The organism is Phormidesmis priestleyi ULC007 (genome assembly GCF_003003695.1).
Taxonomy (GTDB): Bacteria; Cyanobacteriota; Cyanobacteriia; order Leptolyngbyales; family Leptolyngbyaceae; genus Phormidesmis_A; species Phormidesmis_A priestleyi_A.
Genome location: NZ_PVWG01000026.1, coordinates 38,215 through 57,971, shown reverse-complemented (window position 1 = coordinate 57,971; position 19,757 = coordinate 38,215). Strand labels below are relative to the sequence as shown.

Sequence of the window (19,757 nt, the reverse complement as noted above, 5' to 3'; positions counted from 1 at the left end):
GGTGCTGTAGTTGTTGTATTTACAGCGTATTACCGGAGAGCTTTTTTACGCTTCACCTGACTTTTAAAACACCCTCTAAGGGTGGCAGTCAGCGATACGGTCGAACCTGCGGGCGAGAACTTAATCGCGTTGTTGATCAGATTCGTTAAGGTTTGAATTAAGCGATCGGGGTCAGCATACAATTCGACAGAAACAGGGGTCACGGATAAATGAATGCCTGCTTTTTCTGCCATTGCTCGCATCGCGTCACCGGATTGAGTCATGATGTCAGCAGCGTTGCAGAGTTTTTTCTCTGCTGTCACTTTGCCGAATTTAATCCGTTCGATATCGAGAATATCACTGATTAATCTCACTAATCTGTTCGTATTAGAGAAAGCAATTTCTAGCATTCGCCGACTTTTTTCGGGATAGTGATCGAGCCATCCGCTTGACAGTAAGCCTAGAGTGCTACGAATCGAAGTCAACGGCGTTCTTAACTCGTGACTGACGATCGAGACAAATTCATCTTTCATCTGCTCGATGATTTGGCGATCGGTAATATCTCTAAAAACGATCACGGCTCCCACAATCTGCGCCTGCTCTCGAATTGGGCTGCTGACATATTCTACTGGAAAGGTCGAGCCATCGCATCGCTGAAATAAATCGCCTGTTTTATCTTGCACGGTGCCATCGCGCAGCGTGGCGTAAATAGGGCTTTCCGCCGCTAAATAAGGCGTGCCGTCGGGTTGGGAATAGTTTAAGCGAGTGTGCATCCACTGACCGATTAACTCGTTGACTTCAAACCCTAACATTTTCGCGGCGGCAGCATTCACAAAGCTAATGTTGCCCTGGGAATCTAGCCCATAAATGCCGTCGCCTGCGGCATTAAGAATCAGTTCGTTTTGGTGGCTGAGACGTGCAAGCGAGGCTTCTGCCCGTTGGCGTTCCTGCAAAACACATTCTCGTTGAGCGATTTCTCGCAGCAGGTCAGCATTTGCTTGCTGTAGCTCGCGGGTTCGTTCTGACACGCGCTGCTCTAGCTGGGCATTGAGAGCAGAAATTCTTCGTTCCGCTTGCTGCTGCTTTTGAATGTCGCGCTTGAGGTGAGCATTTAGGTCGCGGACTTGGTGATAGAGTCCGCGCTGATGAATCGCCATTGCAAAATGTCTGCCCAACGTCTGTGCGAGTTCAATATCGGCAGTGGCCCAGGGCTGTGCTTGCTCGTGTTTCAATTCTTGCCAGGTTTCAAACGATCGTCGCGGACGCAGTTGTCGAGGATCGCGATCGTCAAGCCGTCCTGCCCAGATTCGCTCAAGGTCGATCGCGGGGCGGAAAATGCTCAGATATCCCAATGCCTCCTGGCGATATTGCAACGGAATCACCAACAAACTCCGCACGTTTGCCGCGAAAAAGGCGATCGCTAACTCTGAAGGCATCATCGATCGCTGCAAGTCGGCGATTGCCCATCCGCCCGATTCGAGAGCCTCTTCCATTTCCAGCCAAGTTTGCCAATCGGGATCGGTTTCGATGCGTCCGGCTGTTGGATCAAGACTGCCGCCAATTTTAAGGAGTGGCTGCTCTCCGCAGACAAAAAGCTGTTGAGACGCAGTATACAACCGACCGCCAGAGCCTTGTAATGCAGTTACAACCTGTTCTAATGCCTGCTGTAGCTGCATTTCTGGAAACGAATGCAGCAGAGACACGACTTGATTGAGGGTGGTTTCATGGGCAGCCCGTTGACGGCTTTGCTGAAGCGTTTTTGCCTGCGCGATCGCGATCGACACTTGATCGGCAACGACTTGCACGACTTGCAGCGTCTGTTTGCTGAGGAGGCGCGGTTGGTGATGGTGAGACACTAGCAGCCCCCAGAGCGTGTCGCGATCGAGAATCGGCACGACTAAAGACGATTTCACGCCCATCTCAGTTAGATAGTCAATATGACAAGGATCGACGGGGCGAAACTGCAAATCGCTTGCCCAAACCTCACCATTGGCGCGATCTTCGAGAGTGCTAGTTCCGATCTGTCGAGCTTCGACATCTACAATCGATCGCAGTCTGACTTTTAGAAATAATTCTCGCGCTTCGGGTGGGATGTCTTCGGCTGGAAAGTTGTGACCTAACAGCGAGGGCAGTTGGCGATCGTGAATGGCTTCTGCAACAACTTCACCACTGCCATCTTCATAAAATCGGTAGATCTTGACGCGATCGGTCTGCAAAAAGGCTCTGACTTCGGTGACGGTGGCATCTAAAATTTCCGACAATTCTAACGATTGACGAATTCGGTTGATCATGCGATGCAGGATCAACGGAAACACATCTGATAGCGCAGAAGGGGAAGTCGAGGAGTGACCGGGAAACATAAATAACTAATGGAAGGTGATTCTCTCTGCTTCTGACGGCGGATCTGGAGTTCCAGCAGGGATTTTCTGGAACACACTGAAGCCTCGATCTAGTCCTGTAAGTATTATCAATAACTTTGTTGAGAAATTCACATAGCTTAAAATAAGTTTTGATTTATCTATTTTTCTTAACCTTTAGAAGCCCAAAGATTTGGGTAGGCACGGGGGCACTACCCCTACAGGTAACGGAAAATTTACCGAAATTTTGCGGAAAGCCCCGCTCCTTCAGACGGGGATGTAGAGCAACGGCGCGATAGCGCCACTCTCTCAAGGCAATAAACGCAAAAACTCGCGCACAATGTCCGTCTTAGTTCGTCTTGTTTTCTTGGCATAGCGCTCAAGCGTTTTCATCTCTTGTTCTGGGACTCTAACGTGCAATTGTTTTTCAACCATCTTGTGTACCAATGTGATACACTGAGTATAGTGGAAAGGTAATCAACCACTTAAAAAACCTTGTTGTCGAAAGACATTCTGAACCTTGACAATCAAATCTATGCGGTTCTACTGCATTGTTCTAGTTTCCTCCTGGCAGTAGGTAAAAGATTTGTAGGGACTAGACGAATCAGTTTTTTTGAGGCATACGCTTCAGAACTAAACAGGACTTGCGATGGCGCAAATAGGGTAGGGCATACCCGAATTAACGCTTGGGGAGAGTCCCACCTCTGGGCTAGACGACGCAAGGAATCTAGGTTAAGTGGTCTCGGTGAGCCAAGAATCCTCGTACCTTCAGGTCGAGGAGTGTCAAAGCAAGGATTTTCTAAACCGAAACCTTGCGTCGGGTGGCACGATCGCACCAGCTTCTGCCAAAATTACAGAGCCATTTAAGACCGAACCCATTGCTCGATCGCATCTACACTCGTCGGTAATGCTGCCGTCAAAACTTCTGAGCCGCTCTCTGTCACCAGCACATCATCTTCGATCCGAATGCCGCGCACATCGCTGAAGTCTGCCAACCGCTCCCAGTTGACGACATCGCGATATTTTTCACGGCGCTCTGAGTCTTGCAGAATGGCAGGAACCTGATAGAAACCTGGCTCGATCGTCACCACCATGCCAGATTGCAACGGACGATCGAGCCGCAAATAGCCCAAGCCAAAACGCTGACTGCGAGTTCTGCTGGGAGCATAGCCTGCTAGGTCGCCCAAGTCTTCCATATCGTGGACATCTAACCCTAAAATGTGTCCGACTCCATGAGGAAAGAAGAGCGCATGAGCATCTCGTTCGACCAGATCGGCAGGTTGACCGCGCAAAATTCCTAAATCGACCAGCCCAGCGGCGATCGTGTGACCTGCTAGCAAGTGAATCTCTCGATACTCCACACCGGAGCGAATGGCAGCAATACAAGCATCGTGAGCCGCAAGCACGACATTATACAAATCGCGCTGCGTCGGAGAGAATTTACCGGAGGTTGCCCAAGTTCGAGTCACATCAGATGCCCAACCTGTAGCAGTTTCAGCCCCGACATCGGCTAAAAGCAGATCAGTTGAGCGCAAGGGATGATGATAGCGATCGTTGTGCAACACTTCGCCATGAACAGTGACGATGCTGCCATAGGCGCAGGTCATTCCATTCGCCATAATCACGCCCTCCATTGCCGCTCTAACTTCGGCTTCAACGGTGGCGTTTGGCGTGGCTGACATCCCGGCTTGATGGGCTTTGACCGTGACCGCGATCGCTTTGCGAATTTCCGCGATCGCCGCGTCGTCATGAGTCAAGCGCAACGTCACGATCGCGTTAGCCAGCTTTAAATCAATGTCGCTCGGATAGTTAGAAATTGGACGATCGAGCAGTCGAGTCTGTTCCAACCGAGTTTGGCTGTCTTGAACTGCAACCGTTGCCGCGTCAAGCACCTGATCTTTAAGCGCCGACAGTGGATAAGCAGCATCAGCCCCGATCTTCGTCGCGATTTCGTCTCGTGTAGGTGAAGCCCCGTGCCAAAGCGCACTGGCTTGACTTGACTCATCTAAAAACAGCGTCAACTTGCCAGACTCTAATCGAATCGCCGCATTTTCTAACGGCAACCCCGCAAAATAAAGAAAATGACTACTCGCCCGAAATGGAAAAACATTTGCCGGGAAGTTACGCGAAGAACTGCCCCCCGACCAGAGAATCACGGGCACCTCGATCAAATCAGCAAGTTTTTGGCGACGAAGTTTGAGCGTTGCGGGCAACATAGGCGACGAGAATGAGAGATGTAGGGACATGGCACTGCCGTGCCCATTGCCACTGTAAGTAACCCATATTAATATTATCCATGATCCTTAATCTAACGCTCCTCCGCAAGAACTTCCTGCCCCGGCTGTGCAGCCAAAACAGTGACGATCGGTGACAATCTCCCGCTTCGCCAACCAAGTCGGATCAAAGTCTCGCAGGTGCATCGGTTGAGCATCAGACCCCTGACATTCCAACTCCAGCATTTGATTAAAATCGCAATCATACAATCGGCCATCCCACGAGATTGAGATCGTGTTGCGGCACATCAAACCCGCCACCGTCGCTGGATTGAATGAATTCACCAACAGTTCCATATACTGCTGCAAATTGCCTGACTGCTCTAGCCATTCAAGATAGCGAGAAATCGGCATATTGTTGAGGGTAATTAGGCGATCGAAGCTAATCCCATAATTTTTTTGCAGCCCCGCTTTCCACTCGTCTTCCAATTTCGCCTGACCACTCGCCAAAAATGCCCCAACTGGATTGCTCATCAAAGTTAATTGACGGTGAGGATTCCCTTGCCCATAACCCACCGCATTAAGCCGATGCAGTGCCTCGATCGACTTCTCAAACGTCCCGTCACCGCGTTGAGCGTCGGTGTTGCGCTGACGATAGTGAGGCAGAGAGCAGACGATTTCGACTCTTCGATCGGCTAACCACTGGGGCAAATCCTCCATGCGAGGCAGCAGCAAAACGGTGAGGTTGCAGCGATCGATGACGTGCTTTCCTCGTCCCACACACTGATCGACCAAATAGCGAAAATGAGGATTTAACTCTGGTGCGCCTCCCGTAATATCCACCGTGTGGGCTTCGGTCAGATCGAGTGCGTGAAGACACAGATCGATCGTCTCTCGATTCATGTTTTCTTGAGTGCGATCGGGCCCTGCGTCAACGTGGCAGTGACGACAACTCATGTTGCACAATTTGCCAATGTTAATTTGAAAAATTTCTAACTTAGCTGGCGTGAGTTTCTGCCAATGATTTGCCGCGAGTGTCTGGGCAAAATCTCCCTCGTGAGGTGTTTGTGCGAGATCGACAGCCGCTAAAACATCGTGTTGATACTGAGGAAACGATAAGGGCGAGTGCCGTTTGAAAAGAGACGTAGGTTTAGGTGCCATTTGTTGACGACTTGAATCGGAGGGCGCGATCGGATCAGAAAGTTTCATCATTCAAGTGATTGGTTAGTCATCCTATTCTCTGAATGTAAGAAAAACAGCGATTGCTATAAGCCGCCGAAAACTCAGAATCTTTCTGGATCACTTGATGAAAAGTCTCGATCGCATCTCGAAAACGTTCCGTTTGGGCTTGCTCAACTCCCACCTTAAACAAAGCATGGGCATCCACGGACAGCGTTGCATCGGTCGGGGTGACAGGAAGCCAGCAGGCGATCGCAAACACAGTGATCCAGAAAATTCTGAAGAGATTCATCGCTTTACTTTAAAAGAGTTTGACTTACCAACCTTTCTCAGACTGATCGAGCACATATAGCAGTTTTCACTAGAGTGAGGTACGGCATCGCATCTATAATGCCTGTGCAGTAAGGATCTGATGTACTTCATTCATGCGGGAACCGCTATAAGCCGCAACCGACTGAATTTGGTCATCAGTCAAGCGACCTTTAAACTTAGGCATGGCACCTTTGCCATTAGTCACCTGAGTGACGATCGCCTCGCTGCTGTTCATTGCGTACTTGGCCAGTGCTTCCTTTTTGAGCGTTTTGGGAGCGTTTATAACATTTTTGCCACCAATATGACAAGAAGCGCAGTTTGCAGAAAAAACTTTCGCACCTGTCACCAGATCTGCATCTGCCCAAGCAGGTTGAGCAACCATGAAAGTCAGTGATGCAATCATCATCAAAACCGTTGCGAGTAGGGTTCTCATCGACATTAATTTCTTCATAACCGTATCATTTGTAAATTGACTCTAGAAGATATTTCCACACAGAGATATCCCCCAAATTTCCTGCAAGAGAAATCGGGAGGATATGAAACTTGTTGCTGGTCACGCACCTCTCTGAAGATGTGCTGTGATTCAGTTATCAGTATTTTGTCTTGCTCATTTCCTATCGTCAAAAGACAGGCTGTCAAACTTACGAAATACTCAAAGATTAGGAGCGGTGTTGAGTGAACGATCGTCAACAAAAATCCCTTGTGATTCAACCTCCGCAGATCCCCAATCTCAGATATTCTAATAAAGCGTAGTTTGGTGCTGCTGAATAAATAGTAGGGGTAGCGCCCCCGTACCTACCCCAGACTGACGTTGCCTACCTCTGACGGAGGGCAACCACAGGGGGATTGCTCCTACCTCAATCATCTTTACTATTCGACAACGCCCGTAGTTTTACACTTGGGAGATATGGTTTCTCTACCTAATCACCGTCCAAAACAGCTTTCTCTCGGCCCTTTAGAATCAGAGATTTTGCACATTGTTTGGGAACTAAAAGGCGCAACGGTGAAAGAGATTCACGATCGGATTCTTGCCGATCCCGATCGTGAGTTGGCCTATACGTCTGTGACCACAGTCTTAAACCGTCTCACCAAAAAAGGCTGGCTCGTCTGCGATAAACAAGAGCGCAGCTTTTCATGGAAACCCCTAGTCTCCAAAGCCGAAGCCAACGCCCTGCAAGCTTACGAACAACTCAATCAGTTTTTAGCCGTTGGCAACCCCGATGTCGTCGCTGCTTTTGCCGATAGCCTCGATCAAGCCAGCGTCGAACAACTAGAAGCGATCGCTCAACGATTGCAAGCCATCCGCAAATCACGGGAGGAACAATGACGCACTTAATCATGCTCTTATTAGCATTGACATTTGCCTGGGGCATTCGTCAAACCGCAACCATTCCCACAGGCGGCTGGAGCGATCGTTGGCATCGCACCTTGGGCTGGTTCCTCTTCTCCCCATTGTTGTTGTGCAACACCGCTCTCGCCCTCGCCTACATGGGTCCGTGCCTGCACATGGCTCTCTGGTGGGAAGGCTGGGGCAGCTATGCGATCGCGATCTCGTTTCTAGCGGCTGCGATCGTTTTAGGGTTGAGCTTAACGATCGAGGCGCAGCGATCGCTCCATCAAGTTCGACGCTACCCCCAGCTAGAGATGCACGGCAAAACCACTCGACTGATTGAAATTTCGACTCCCTATGTAGCGCAAATTGGCTTCTGGCAACCAGAGCTAGTCGTCAGCCAGGGGTTGTTGCAATCGCTCGACTCTGCCCATCTCGAAGTCGTCTTGGTTCATGAACAAGGGCATCTTCATTACCGCGATACCTTCTGGTTTTTTTGGCTCGGTTGGTTGCGCCGTCTTACCGCCTGGCTCCCTCAAACGGAAGCGCTATGGCAAGAACTACTGATCTTGCGAGAACTGAGAGCCGATCGCTGGGCGGCTCAACACGTCGATAGTTTACTCCTCGCCGAAGCCCTGCTCTCGGTCGTCAGCGCTCCTCAAATTCAGCCTGAAAACTTTTGTGCTTCGTTTAGCAGTGCTGTTGTTAGAAACCGTCTCAATGAGCGAATCAATGCGCTTTTAGAACCAGAGTCATCCAGCTTGGGGGGGCAATCGTGGTGGCTGCTGTTAGTCTTGCTGCCTTTGATCGTGATTCCCTTCCACAGTTAACCGATCATTTAAATCGGCATTGCAGAATGGTGACATGAGTTGCTAGACTCGCCCTTACCCTCACCCTCTCCCAAAGGCGAGGGGACAAGAATTCTAGCCCTTGTATCTTAAGACTAGAGAGAAGGGATGAGGGTCTTCTATTCAGCTACTTAGTGAAATCGAGGATGCAAAAGTGCTGGCACTGGGTTGCCTTGTTTGAGATGTTGCTCGACGATCGCAGCCACGTGTTCAGGCTTGACTCGACAATACCAAACTTCGTCGGGCAACACTCGCACGGTTGCGCCCATATTGCACTGTCCTTGACATTCGCTGCCGATGACAGTCACGTTATCGACCGGGTTCGCCAAGAAATAAGCCAGCACCTCGGCTGATCCATTTGCGAGGCAGCTTTGATACTGGCAAACTAAAACTTCAACTTTATTTTCCAAATCCTTTTCCGCGACTGACAGAGGGGACAGTGAGACAGCTTTCTACCTGCGATCGCAAGGCTTCATGATCTAAACCCTGCCCGATCAGCACCAGTTGATTTTTAGGCGTGCTGACCCACTGATCATCATCGAGCGAGAACCGCTTGCCGCTCAAGTGAAAAATGTGACGCTTGGGGCTTTCATCAAACCAGAGAATGCCTTTAGCGCGAAACACATTCGTCGGCAACTGATTGTCTAAAAAGTGTTGAAACTTGCGAATGTTGAAGGGACGATCGCTCTCAAAAGAAACCGACGTAAAGCCGTCATTCTCTAAGTGATTTGAGTGGTGATGGTGGTCATGATCGTGATCGTGTTCACACTTGCCATGATCGTGATCGCAAGCAGAATGATCCTCATGTTCGGGGGCGTGGGCGTGGGCGTGATCGTGATGATCGGACTTCTCAGCTTCTTCAGCAAAGTATTTATCTGACTCAAACAATCCCACACTCAGAAGGGCTGCCAGAGGTGCTTGTCCCTTGACGGTTCGCAAAATTCTTGCGCCTTCTTTGATATCTCGAATTCGTACTTCTAGCGAGTCAAGATCGGCTTCATCAACGAGATCTGCTTTGTTGAGGAGAATGATATCTCCGTAGGCGATCTGACTATAAGCCGCTTCGCTGTTAAACAAATCTAAGCTGAAGTTTTCTGAGTCAACCACGGTGATGATCGAGTCGAGTCGAGTCATGTCGCGCAGTTCGGTGCCTAAGAACGTCATTGCGACAGGCAACGGATCTGCCAATCCGGTAGTCTCGACGACGAGGTAATCGATCGAGTCTTGCCGCTCTAAGACTTTATAGACGGCTTCTACCAGATCATTATTAATGGTGCAGCAGATACAGCCGTTGCTGAGTTCGACCATGTTGTCGTCATCGGTTTTGATGATCAGTTCATTATCGATGCCAATTTCGCCAAACTCATTCACCAACACGGCAGTTTTCACTCCCTGCTGATTGGTCAAAATGTGATTTAAAAGCGTGGTTTTGCCGCTACCCAAAAAGCCTGTAATGATGGTAACGGGAAGCCCATGTTTAGGGACATCCATTGCTGATGTAGAAGAGGTGGCTGCTGTTTGCATAACGCGCTTGCTAGAAACATCAAAAAATGAAGACGGTCGAGAGCCAGAATGATTTCTGTCAAATTCCCGATCGCTCTTTCCTATTATTGCTGATCTACGATTGTATGATGAGCACTCGCAGACAATCGACCCATTTCAACCCTGACCCCTATGCCCTTAACGCTTTATAACACCCTGACTCGTCGCAAAGAAGTCTTTGACCCGATCGATCCCCATCAGGTGCAGATGTATTATTGCGGCGTAACGGTCTATGACTATTGCCATTTGGGGCACGCCAGGGCTTGCATTGTGTGGGATACGGTGCGTCGCTATCTCAAGTGGCGCGGCTATAACGTGCGCTATGTGCAAAACTTTACCGACATTGATGACAAGATTCTGAATCGAGCGCGGCAAGAAGGCACCTCAATGGAAGCCGTCGCCGAATTTTATATTCAGGCATATTTTGAGGATATGGCGCGGCTAAACGTCATGGAGGCAGATGAATATCCCCGTGCGACGCATACGATCGACGGCATCAAACGCCTCATTCACGAATTAGAGCAAAACGGAAATGCCTACCCCACTGCGGGAGATGTTTACTACTCGGTTCGCAGTTTTCCGGGCTATGGCAAACTGTCTGGGCAAAAGCTAGACGAGATGCAGACCGGGGCGAGTGGACGAGTTGAAGCCACACACGAAGCAAACCAGCCGCAAAAAAGAGATCCGGCTGATTTTGCGCTGTGGAAGTCAGCCAAACCTGATGAACCTGCCTGGGAGTCGCCTTGGGGAGCGGGTCGTCCGGGGTGGCACATTGAATGCTCGGCAATGGTGCGCGAGTGCTTCGCAGATGCCAGTGGCAAACGGCTCGGTGACACGATCGATATTCATGCTGGGGGCAATGATCTGATCTTTCCGCACCACGAAAATGAGATTGCTCAATCAGAAGCGGTGACGGGCAAGCCTCTCTCTCGCTATTGGATGCATAACGGCATGGTGAATGTGGGCGGCGAAAAGATGTCAAAATCGCTTGGCAACTTCACCACGATTCGCGACTTGCTCGATCGTAAAGGCATTGACCCGATGGTGATTCGGCTGTTTGTGCTAGGAGCCAGCTATCGCAAGCCGATCGACTTCACTGACGAGGCGCTGACTGCGGCTCAAAACGGCTGGAACACCCTTAAAGAAGGACTTTTGTTTGGTTATGAATATGGCGATCGTTTGGAGTGGCACGATCGAGAAGACGCGCAAACGTCTATTTTAGAGCAGTTCCAGACCGCAATGGATGACGACTTCAACACCTCTAGTGGGTTGGCGGTCTTATTTGAAATTGCCAAAGCATTGCAGCGCGAAGGCAATCTGCTCGTTCATCAAGGCAAAACTGATGCACCACCCGACACTTTAAAGCAGCAGTGGCAAACGCTAATAGAACTCGCCCAAGTTCTGGGCTTAGAAGCCAAACCAGAAGATCCCACCTCAACAAATGGGTTGTCGGATGCTGCGATCGAAACCGAAATTCAGCGACGACGAGACGCGAAGATCGTCAAAAACTTTGCTGAAGCCGATCGCATTCGCAACGAGCTGCAAGCTCAGGGAATTACGCTAATTGACAAACCGGGGGGTGAAACCCTTTGGCATCGAAGTTAGACTAGAAACTGCGTCAATTGTTCCCCTGTGGTAGAACTCATCCGCAGAGGCAAAATGGGCGTTGCTGGATAGCGGGATGAATCATTGATCGCGCTATCCTCGGAACGCCCCCTAAATCCCCCATTCTGGGGGACTTTGAATGTCCGGTTCCCCTAGAATTGGGGGCTAGGGGGCGAATTCATCCCATCGTTCAGCAAAGCCGAAAAATGTTCATGACTTCTCCGAGCGTTAATCATGATTGTTGAATTGTCAAACTTGCTCTCAGCCCTCAACGTCTCAGCCGACTGGATTGGGCTAAGAGCCACTCAGGAAGCCTCTACCCATCGCACCGTTCGGGATGGCATCCCCGAATATAATCGCACCACGACCACCCAGGGCATTATGGTCGAAGTGTTGGTGAACGGTCAAATTGGCTATGCCGCGACCAATTTGCTGACTTTAGAAAGCGTTCAGGCGGCAGCATTAACGGCTCAACGTCAAGCGATCGCTGCCAGCGAATGGAACATTCACCCAACGCCGCTATCCGCTCGTCCCAAAGTGGTTGAAGACTACACTTCGCCGATTCTCAAGCCGTTTGACGCGCTGACTCCCGGTGAGATTAGCGAAATTCTGACCAAGATTTGTCAAACTCTGAAAGTTTCTGATCAGATCGTTCAAACGAGTGCAACGGCGATCGTCACCGAAACCGAAACCTGGTTTGTCAGCAGCAATGGGTCTGAGGCGCACCAAAAATTTTGGATGATTAGCACCGATTATTCTGCGACAGCTCAAGAAGGCGCGATCGTGCAGCGGCGATCGAACAACGGTGGGTTGGCTCACTGCTATCAAGGCGGTATTGAACATTTGGTTACGCCTGACCTGTGGCAGCGAGTTAAACAGATTGGCGACCAAGCGATCGAGTTGCTGACCGCAGAAGAATGTCCGACCGAAACGACCACATTGGTGTTAGCGCCTGATCAAATGCTGTTGCAAATTCACGAAAGTGTAGGGCATCCGCTAGAGCTAGACCGAATTTTAGGTGATGAGCGCAACTATGCAGGCGGCAGTTTCATCAAGCTAGAAGATTTTGGTAAGCGGGTTTACGGTTCACCGTTGATGAATATCACTTTTGACCCAACTGTGCCGGGAGAGTTTGCCAGCTACCGCTTTGACGACACAGGCACTCCGGCAACTCGTGAATATTTGATCAAAGAAGGCACCTTAATGCGCGGTGTGGGCAGTCTCGAAAGTCAAGCCAGAGCTGGAGTTTTGGGAGTCGCCAGCACCAGAGCCTCGTCGTGGAATCGACCGCCGATCGACCGCATGGGCAATCTGAATCTCGAACCCGGAAGCGGTAGTTTTGAGGAGACGATCACCAGCGTCGATCGCGGCATTTTTATGGAAGCGAATCGCTCTTGGTCGATCGATGATCAGCGTCATAAATTCCAGTTCAGTTGCGAATATGGCAGGTTGATTGAGCAGGGCAAACTGACTAAAACCGTGCGAAATCCCAATTATCGAGGAGTCACGCCAGAGTTTTGGGGCAGCCTGATCAAAGTGGGCGATCGCTCCACCTGGCAGATGTATGGCACGCCGTTTTGCGGCAAAGGCGAACCCAATCAGGCCATTCGAGTCGGGCACGGCTCACCTATAGCGGTGTTTGCCAATGTTGAAGTGTTTGGAGGTGGGGCATGACGAAAACCGTGAGTTTCTTAGAAAGCAGCTTTGATCAATTGGTGGAGACGATCGCCGATCAGCTTAAACCTGACGAACATTTCACCCTCAGCCTGAATAGTGAGCAAAGCCAATTTACGCGATTTAATCACGCCAAAGTTCGCCAAACCGGATCAGTTAACGATGGCAGTTTGTCTCTAACACTGATGCGAGATCAGCGCAGTAGCGATCATCAGTTTCCTTTTACTGGAGACTTGGAGATCGATCGACCCAGAGCCAAAACCGCTTTAGAGGCGCTGCGAAAAGACGTGTCTCAACTTCCGGTCAACCCTTATTTGGTGCTGCCGTCTGGCAATGCGACCAGCCAGGAAATTTATACGGGACAGCTTTTGACGATCGATGAAGTGGTGCCAACCTTGCTGCCTGTGGTTGCTGATTTGGATTTCACAGGCCTTTATGCAGCCGGATTAATGATTCGAGCCTATGCCGATTCGGTTGGGCAAAAACACTGGTTCGCAACGGAGTCTTTTTCGCTAGATTACTCGCTATTTACCCCAGATGGTCAAGCGGTTAAAGGCACGTTTGCGGGCGATCGCTGGGATCAGTCTGCCTACGCGACTAAAATTCAGACCTCAAGACAGCAACTCGATCGCCTCAGCCAACCGCCAAAATCGATCAGCCGGGGAAGCTATCGCACTTATTTGGCACCTGCCGCGATCGCTGAACTGGTTTATATGCTGTCTTGGGGTGGTGTGAGTGAGTCATCTTTTCAACAGGGCGGCAGTTGTTTGGGCGCGATGCGACGCGGAGAAAAGAAACTCTCGCCTAAATTCACCCTGCGCGAAAACTTTCGACATGGGTTAGTGCCTCGATTTAACGAGTTAGGCGAAGTTGCCCCGTTAGATCTGTCGATCGTCGAAGAAGGCGAACTAGTAAATATGCTCATCTCTTCTCAAACTGCAAAGGAATATAAGCTGGTTGCCAATGGCGCAGATCAAGGAGAGACATTGCGATCGCCCGAAATTGCGCCTGGTGAGTTGTCGAGTGAGCAGATTTTGGCAACATTAGGAACGGGCTTATATCTTTCAAATCTGCACTATTTGAACTGGAGCGATCGCCCCACTGGGCGGATTACGGGCATGACTCGCTATGCCTGTTTTTGGGTTGAAGAGGGCGAGATTGTGGCCCCGATCGAGAATCTGCGGTTTGATGACAGCTTCTATCAATTTTGGGGCGAAAACCTGGCAGCATTGACCAACTTCCAGGAATTTATTCCTGATGTGGGCACTTATGAAAATCGCAATCTCGGCGGCACTTGGGTTCCCGGAATGATTGTGAATGACTTCACGTATACGCTTTAAGACTTGCTTAGAAACGGCTGCTCATAAATGCGACTAATGCTAAAGGTGATGTGCGTTTCGCCATTTTGCCAAGTGAGTTTGGCGATCGTCACATCGGCATAAGCCACCCAATGTTGATCGACTAATGGAATGGGAACGTCGATCGGAATGATTCGATATTCTGATTTCTTAACCTGATGAGTTGTGTTTAACTCCAATTTAGATGGATATCCCTGCGACGAATTCAGCTTTAAAATGCTGTTGACTTGACACGGCATTCCCATAAAAGACTCCATAAAATAAAGTTGATGTTTTCCGGTTGCAATTGATGGTCGCTACCCCAAACTACCGCTTCACTTCGCTCGAACATCAGATTGACTGCATAGATTTTTGAACGGGTTGCCGAATCGGAATCTCAATCACAAACTCTGAGCCTTCTCCTAACTGCGATCGACACCACAATTTGCCACTATGTTTTTCAATAATTTGGTAGCTGATTGATAACCCTAACCCGGTGCCTTTACCCACAGGCTTTGTGGTGAAGAAGGGGTCAAAAAGTTTTGACTTTATATCATCGCTAACGCCAAATCCGGTGTCTTTGATCGAAATCTGTATCCAATCGTCATCAATCTGTTGAGTCGTGAGGGTAATTACTCCTTTTAGCTCTAAATCTGACTCGAGTTGGCGATCGCGCTGTTCTTGAATGGCATCGATCGCATTGGATAGGAGGTTCATCAACACCTGATTTAATTGGCCCGCAAAACACTCAACTAAAGGCAACTCACTATAGTGTTTCAAGATTGTGATCTCGCCATAGCCTAAGTTTGCTTTAGTGCGATGCTGCAAAATCATCAAGGTGCTATCAATGCCTTCATGAATGTTGACAGACTTGACTTCTGCTTGATCGAGACGAGAGAAATTTCGCAACGACAAGACGATTTCGCGAATCCGCTCGGCACCCACCTCCAGAGAAGAAAATAACCGGGGCAAATCTTCGATCACAAAGTCTAAATCAGTGGCTTCTGCTTGTTGAAGAATTGCTTCATGGGGTTCGGGGTAGTGTTTTTGGTAGAGTTGCAGCAGTTCCAACACCTGATTGACATAGTTTTTCATGTGTGTCAGATTGCCATAGATGAAATTTACAGGATTGTTAATTTCGTGGGCAACGCCTGCCACAAGTTGCCCTAAACTAGACATTTTTTCGCTCTGAATCAGACGGCTCTGAGTCTGCTTGAGATAGTCGATCGCTTCTGAAAGTTTTTGGGCTTGCTCACGAGTTTGATTGAGCAACGTCGCGTGCTGCAAGGCGACCCCTAACTGCTCACTAATTTGACCGATGAATTTAATTTCGGAGGGTTGCCAGTCTCGATAGCCTCGACACTGCTGAATGCACAATAAGCCCCAAAGATAATCTTGTCTAAACAAAGGCACTACCAGATTGGCTTTGATTTCAAACTGCGCCAGCATTTTAAGATAACACTCGTCGTGTCCCCCTTCATTGACATTAGAAATGGCATGAATCTTTCCCTGGCGATATTTTCGGATGAACCCTTCTGAATTGCAAAGATCGGCAATTTCGACATCAAGGGCTGCTGGAAACTCAGGCAAGACATCTTCGGCAACTGCGGCTCCGCCTTCACACGCAGTTTCTGAATGGAAGCGATAAACCAGAACCCGATCGACATCTAGCATTTGTCTAATTTCAGTGGCGACGGTTCTAAAAATCACGTCAAGCTCTAATGATTCTCTGATCTTGGTGATGATTTTCGATAGGGTTTTTTGTTGCTCAAATGCCTGTTGCAGTTCTTTGTTTGACTGTTGCAGTTCTTCAGTGCGGGTGTGTACTTGCTGCTCTAAATTGATGTTGAACAATTGCACTTGTTGGTGCAGGCGATATTGCTTAATCGCATTCGAGAATCGCTCACCCAACGCTTGTGCTAGCTGAGTTTCGCCCGCTGTCCAAGGGTGTGCCTGCCCAATTTTTAGCTGTCGCCAGGTCTCAAACGATTGACGTGCCATGAGTTGGCGAGTATCGGGGTCATGGCTGCCCGCCCAAGGAATCTCGGTGTCTACTTCGTCGCGACCGATCGTTAAGCAGCCCAAAACCTCTGACCCCGATCGTAGCGGCACAATCATTAGCCCGCGAGTCTGAGTGTCTTGAAAATAAGGCGCTATCGTCCGAAGTAGAGGTTCTTTATAAAGGTCATTGATCACCCACAAATCGCTGTCTGAGGAGTTTTGCGGCGGTTCTTTTAACTCATAAACTGACCGCATCCATTCAACAGACCAGGGCTTAACGCCATCCGGTTGAAGATTAACCCCTGATCGCAAATATCGGTTCCAGAGATAATTTTCTTCGATCGCGCGATCGCGTTCGAGTCGTTTCGGTTGATTTCCAAAGAGATAGAGTTCGCTGCTCTGATCGCTATCCGCGAGTAAATAGATCCGCCCGCTTGAACCTTGAAACGCAGAGACGGTTGCTTCTAGGGCTGCTTGCAGTTGAACGGTAGGACTAGCGTGAAGCACTGCGGTGACTTGGTTAATCACAGACTGTTGCTGCGCCTGTTCACGCACTTGGACGAGAAGAATCGATTGGGCGATCGCCACCGACATCTGATCAACGACTGCCTGAATAAAGTGCAGTTCTGCTTCGGTGACAACACGAGTGTCGGCATGATGCGACACCAACAAGCCCCACAACTGAGCCGACGGGGCCAGAGATGGAAGCTGGTTTTTGCCCGTTTCGTGGTCGTCTAGCACGATCGGCACCACGACCGAAGACTTCACGCCCATTGCCGTCAAATATTCCACATGGCACGGATCGACGGGACGATAGCGAATGTCTTGAGGGGGTTCTATAGGCTTTCCTGTTTCTGGGCAGGTGAGCGGACTGATTCCGATCTCGTGGGAGATTAGATCGACTACCGATCGCTGCCGTGCCCGCACAAACAACTCTCGTGCATAAGGGGGAATGTCATCGGCGGGAAAATTTAATCCGAGCAAAGAGGGCAGGCGATCGTCTTGAATCGATTCAGCGATCACGACTCCATGAGCATCAGGGCTAAACTGGTAAATCTTGACGCGATCAGTTCCCAGATAAGATCGGACTTCTGCTACGGTTACGCTCAAAATCTCTTGCAGTTCGAGCGATTGCCGAATTCGATTTGTGATGCGATGCAAAAGAATTTCCTGAGTCAAAGTCGCCTGTCCATCTTGCGGGTCGTGCATAAAGCTACTTTTAAAAAAGATTATAGGAATACTAGACCTCCTGCACGAATCCGGGAACGCCCCCTAAATCCCCCAATTCTGGGGGACTTTGAACTCCGGTTCCCCCAGAATTGGGGGTTAGGGGGCGAGATCGCAGGGTGGTTTACGTCGAGAATTTTATTCATGCAGGAGGTCTACTGAACTTAGCGTTCCCAAACTCTCAAAGTGTCGCAACAAGATCGCGCACGTGTTACAAAAATTCTCAAAATGGGGATAACACCCAAAGTGGTCAAAGAAGCGCTTGACGCGGATCTGTCGCATTCACAAATCAAATGGGTATCAGTTTGTTAACGTGAGTTCGATAGAAGTGGTTCACTCCGATGATGAATTCGAGAGAGCTACCTAAATTCCCCAAAATTGGGTGATTTTGAACCAGAAGCTTTGGCTTGAAGTCCCCCAAATTGGGGGATTTAGGGGCAGAAGCTGCTGAGAACGAAGCGAAAAAACTCGTCGAACTCACGTTTGGTTAGGACAAGGGGCTTAAGCCTCTTGTTGGTTATAACAGTGCAGTGATTCTAATGCTTACGTTCAGCAAGTTTTAAAGATGCCTGTCAAATTCTCTCAGACAAGATGCGTTAAGGTTTCAACTAATAGTTGATTTTGTTCGTCGGTGCCGATCGTAATTCGCAGTTTGTCTGACAAACCCGATCGGTTAAAGTAACGCACTAAGATTCCTTGCTCTTTTAATGCGAGATAAAGCTGCTCTGCATTTCCTATAGGCGGCTGAGTGAGCAAAAAGTTAGCTTGAGAATCCCACAGCCGAAAGCCCAGGTTTTTGAGGTCGAAAAACAGGTTTGAGCGGGATGATTTGACTCGTTCTGCACAACTATTTTTATAGAGTTGATCGCGCATGGCAGCCGCCCCGATCGTGCAAGCGATCGCGTCAATGTTATAACTATCTTTTACCTTAAACAATCCACTCAATAGAGCCGGATTTGCAATGCCAAATCCAAGACGTAATCCTGCTAGAGAATATCCTTTTGACAATGTGCGAGTGATAATCACGTTATCAAATTCTTTCACAAGTGGTAACGCAGTTTTTTCAGCAAAGTCAACATAGGCTTCATCAATCACTAAAACGCCCGATAAGCTTGTCGCTAACTGTCGGAGATCGTCGATCGACACACTATGACCTGAAGGACTGTTGGGCGTGGCAATCAGCGTCACGGCACCATTTGCGGCAATCAGTTCGGCGATCGGAAGCTGATAATTTTCTTCATAAGGCACTTCAACAAATTCGGCGCCTTGCACCTCGGCTAAGGTCTGATAGAGTACATAAGTAGGCATTGGGTAGACAACCTTACGTCCCAATTCTGCACAGGCGCGAATGATCACATTCAGCAAATCATCGCTGCCGTTGCCAACAATAATCCAATCAGCCGGAACGTCTAATGCTTGACTCGCCGCTTGCCGAAACTCATTCGCAAATGGGTCTGGATAGCGTCGCAGCCACTCAACATCTAGAGTTCGCAGCACCTCGATCGCAGCAGGAGATGGCGGATAAGGATTCTCATTCGTGTTGAGCTTGATGACAGGTATCCCAGGCTTGGGTTGCTCACCGGGAATGTAGCCAGCGATCGCATCAATGCCAGGGCGAAAATAAGAGGTCATAACACGCGATAGGTGATGAAGACCCTCTATTGTAGCCCGCCTCTGCTTTCCCAGCTTGTTGAGGAGATTCGTTCTCGATCGTATTACTTTATCAACAGCGTGGATAACCAGCAGATCAAGAATGTAAATATCCATAGGCATCTATGAAGAACATTCGTGTGATCTTGAAGGCGGTGCTAAAACTGCGATCGCATGAATACTTCCATTGCAGCCAAAAAAGTCAATGCAAATGCTAAGAATGACCGTTGAAGATGTACTGGTTAATCTAAAAGACTTGTTAAACGAATTGGCAGAGGGAAAACAAGTTGTTCTGATGGAGAATGATCAGGAAATTGCCCGCTTAGGAACGTGAATTTATTAAGGTGCAACTTCTCGGACTCAACTAGAGTGTAGATAAGTTTGTTGATGACTCCGTTTGAGTCGGCTTGTGCCCCCTAAATCCCCCATTTTGGGGGACTTTGAAACCGGGAATTTTGGCTCAAAGTCCCCCATGAATGGGGGATTTAGGGGGCGAAGATCTC

General features: G+C 49.2%; 16 protein-coding genes. 5 read left to right on the top strand and 11 right to left on the bottom strand.

Annotation, left to right across the window (positions count from 1 at the left end; all coding sequences use genetic code 11):
• Positions 1 to 29: 29 nt before the first annotated feature.
• From C7B65_RS18265 to petJ, 6 genes are all read right to left on the bottom strand, one after another.
• Positions 30 to 2,339, bottom strand: a complete 2,310-nt coding sequence (locus C7B65_RS18265) for a GAF domain-containing protein (protein ID WP_073074060.1) — start codon at positions 2,337 to 2,339, stop codon at positions 30 to 32.
• Positions 2,340 to 2,645: 306 nt separating this feature from the next.
• Positions 2,646 to 2,771: a ribbon-helix-helix protein, CopG family gene (locus tag C7B65_RS18260; RefSeq protein ID WP_083583089.1), complete on the bottom strand. Its 126-nt coding sequence runs from the start codon at positions 2,769 to 2,771 to the stop codon at positions 2,646 to 2,648.
• Positions 2,772 to 3,199: 428 nt separating this feature from the next.
• The gene (locus tag C7B65_RS18255; protein WP_244913232.1) at positions 3,200 to 4,552 is read right to left on the bottom strand and encodes an aminopeptidase P family protein; all 1,353 of its coding nucleotides are present in this window, start codon (positions 4,550 to 4,552) and stop codon (positions 3,200 to 3,202) included.
• A gap of 87 nt (positions 4,553 to 4,639) precedes the next feature.
• Positions 4,640 to 5,758 (bottom strand): arsenosugar biosynthesis radical SAM (seleno)protein ArsS, encoded by a 1,119-nt coding sequence (gene arsS, locus C7B65_RS18250; protein ID WP_244913231.1) that lies wholly within the window; start codon positions 5,756 to 5,758, stop codon positions 4,640 to 4,642.
• Between the two features lie 19 nt (positions 5,759 to 5,777).
• Complete coding sequence (locus tag C7B65_RS18245; RefSeq protein ID WP_073074057.1) at positions 5,778 to 6,020, bottom strand: hypothetical protein; 243 nt, start codon at positions 6,018 to 6,020, stop codon at positions 5,778 to 5,780.
• A gap of 93 nt (positions 6,021 to 6,113) precedes the next feature.
• Positions 6,114 to 6,473: a cytochrome c6 PetJ gene (petJ, locus tag C7B65_RS18240; RefSeq protein WP_073074071.1), complete on the bottom strand. Its 360-nt coding sequence runs from the start codon at positions 6,471 to 6,473 to the stop codon at positions 6,114 to 6,116.
• 474 nt (positions 6,474 to 6,947) lie between these two features.
• Here petJ and C7B65_RS18235 point away from each other — a divergent pair, with 474 nt between their 5' ends.
• Both C7B65_RS18235 and C7B65_RS18230 read left to right on the top strand, forming a co-directional pair.
• Positions 6,948 to 7,367 carry a BlaI/MecI/CopY family transcriptional regulator gene (locus tag C7B65_RS18235; RefSeq protein WP_073074056.1) on the top strand — a complete coding sequence of 140 codons (420 nt, stop codon included), beginning with the start codon at positions 6,948 to 6,950 and terminating at the stop codon, positions 7,365 to 7,367.
• A complete protein-coding gene (locus C7B65_RS18230) occupies positions 7,364 to 8,200 on the top strand; it encodes a M56 family metallopeptidase (RefSeq protein ID WP_073074054.1) in 837 nt (278 codons plus the stop codon). The genes C7B65_RS18235 and C7B65_RS18230 overlap by 4 nt, the downstream gene beginning before the upstream one ends.
• Positions 8,201 to 8,349: 149 nt before the next feature.
• Here the strand turns inward: C7B65_RS18230 and C7B65_RS18225 are convergent, their stop codons facing one another.
• Together C7B65_RS18225 and C7B65_RS18220 are read right to left on the bottom strand one after the other, a co-directional pair.
• The gene (locus C7B65_RS18225; RefSeq protein WP_219898637.1) at positions 8,350 to 8,628 is read right to left on the bottom strand and encodes a (2Fe-2S) ferredoxin domain-containing protein; all 279 of its coding nucleotides are present in this window, start codon (positions 8,626 to 8,628) and stop codon (positions 8,350 to 8,352) included.
• Entirely contained in the window at positions 8,618 to 9,742 is a 1,125-nt protein-coding gene (locus tag C7B65_RS18220) for a CobW family GTP-binding protein (RefSeq protein WP_073074050.1), read from the bottom strand. The genes C7B65_RS18225 and C7B65_RS18220 overlap by 11 nt, the downstream gene beginning before the upstream one ends.
• Positions 9,743 to 9,892: 150 nt before the next feature.
• Between C7B65_RS18220 and cysS the strand changes: the two genes are divergently transcribed.
• The 3 genes from cysS to C7B65_RS18205 all read left to right on the top strand — a co-directional run bounded on the left by cysS (position 9,893) and on the right by C7B65_RS18205 (position 14,379).
• The gene (cysS, locus tag C7B65_RS18215; RefSeq protein ID WP_073074049.1) at positions 9,893 to 11,365 is read left to right on the top strand and encodes a cysteine--tRNA ligase; all 1,473 of its coding nucleotides are present in this window, start codon (positions 9,893 to 9,895) and stop codon (positions 11,363 to 11,365) included.
• Positions 11,366 to 11,599: 234 nt separating this feature from the next.
• On the top strand, positions 11,600 to 13,039 hold the full coding sequence (locus C7B65_RS18210) for a TldD/PmbA family protein (protein ID WP_073074047.1): 1,440 nt from the start codon (positions 11,600 to 11,602) through the stop codon (positions 13,037 to 13,039).
• Positions 13,036 to 14,379: a TldD/PmbA family protein gene (locus C7B65_RS18205; RefSeq protein ID WP_073074046.1), complete on the top strand. Its 1,344-nt coding sequence runs from the start codon at positions 13,036 to 13,038 to the stop codon at positions 14,377 to 14,379. The genes C7B65_RS18210 and C7B65_RS18205 overlap by 4 nt, the downstream gene beginning before the upstream one ends.
• Here C7B65_RS18205 and C7B65_RS18200 read toward each other — a convergent pair.
• The 3 genes from C7B65_RS18200 to hisC all read right to left on the bottom strand — a co-directional run bounded on the left by C7B65_RS18200 (position 14,376) and on the right by hisC (position 19,236).
• Positions 14,376 to 14,654, bottom strand: coding sequence for a DUF2584 family protein (locus C7B65_RS18200; protein WP_219898636.1), 279 nt, complete (start codon positions 14,652 to 14,654; stop codon positions 14,376 to 14,378). The two genes, C7B65_RS18205 and C7B65_RS18200, sit on opposite strands and share 4 nt — an antisense overlap.
• Positions 14,655 to 14,727: 73 nt before the next feature.
• Positions 14,728 to 17,586, bottom strand: a complete 2,859-nt coding sequence (locus C7B65_RS18195; protein ID WP_073074044.1) for a GAF domain-containing sensor histidine kinase — start codon at positions 17,584 to 17,586, stop codon at positions 14,728 to 14,730.
• 600 nt (positions 17,587 to 18,186) lie between these two features.
• A complete protein-coding gene (hisC, locus tag C7B65_RS18190) occupies positions 18,187 to 19,236 on the bottom strand; it encodes a histidinol-phosphate transaminase (RefSeq protein WP_073074043.1) in 1,050 nt (349 codons plus the stop codon).
• Positions 19,237 to 19,757 lie beyond the last annotated feature (521 nt).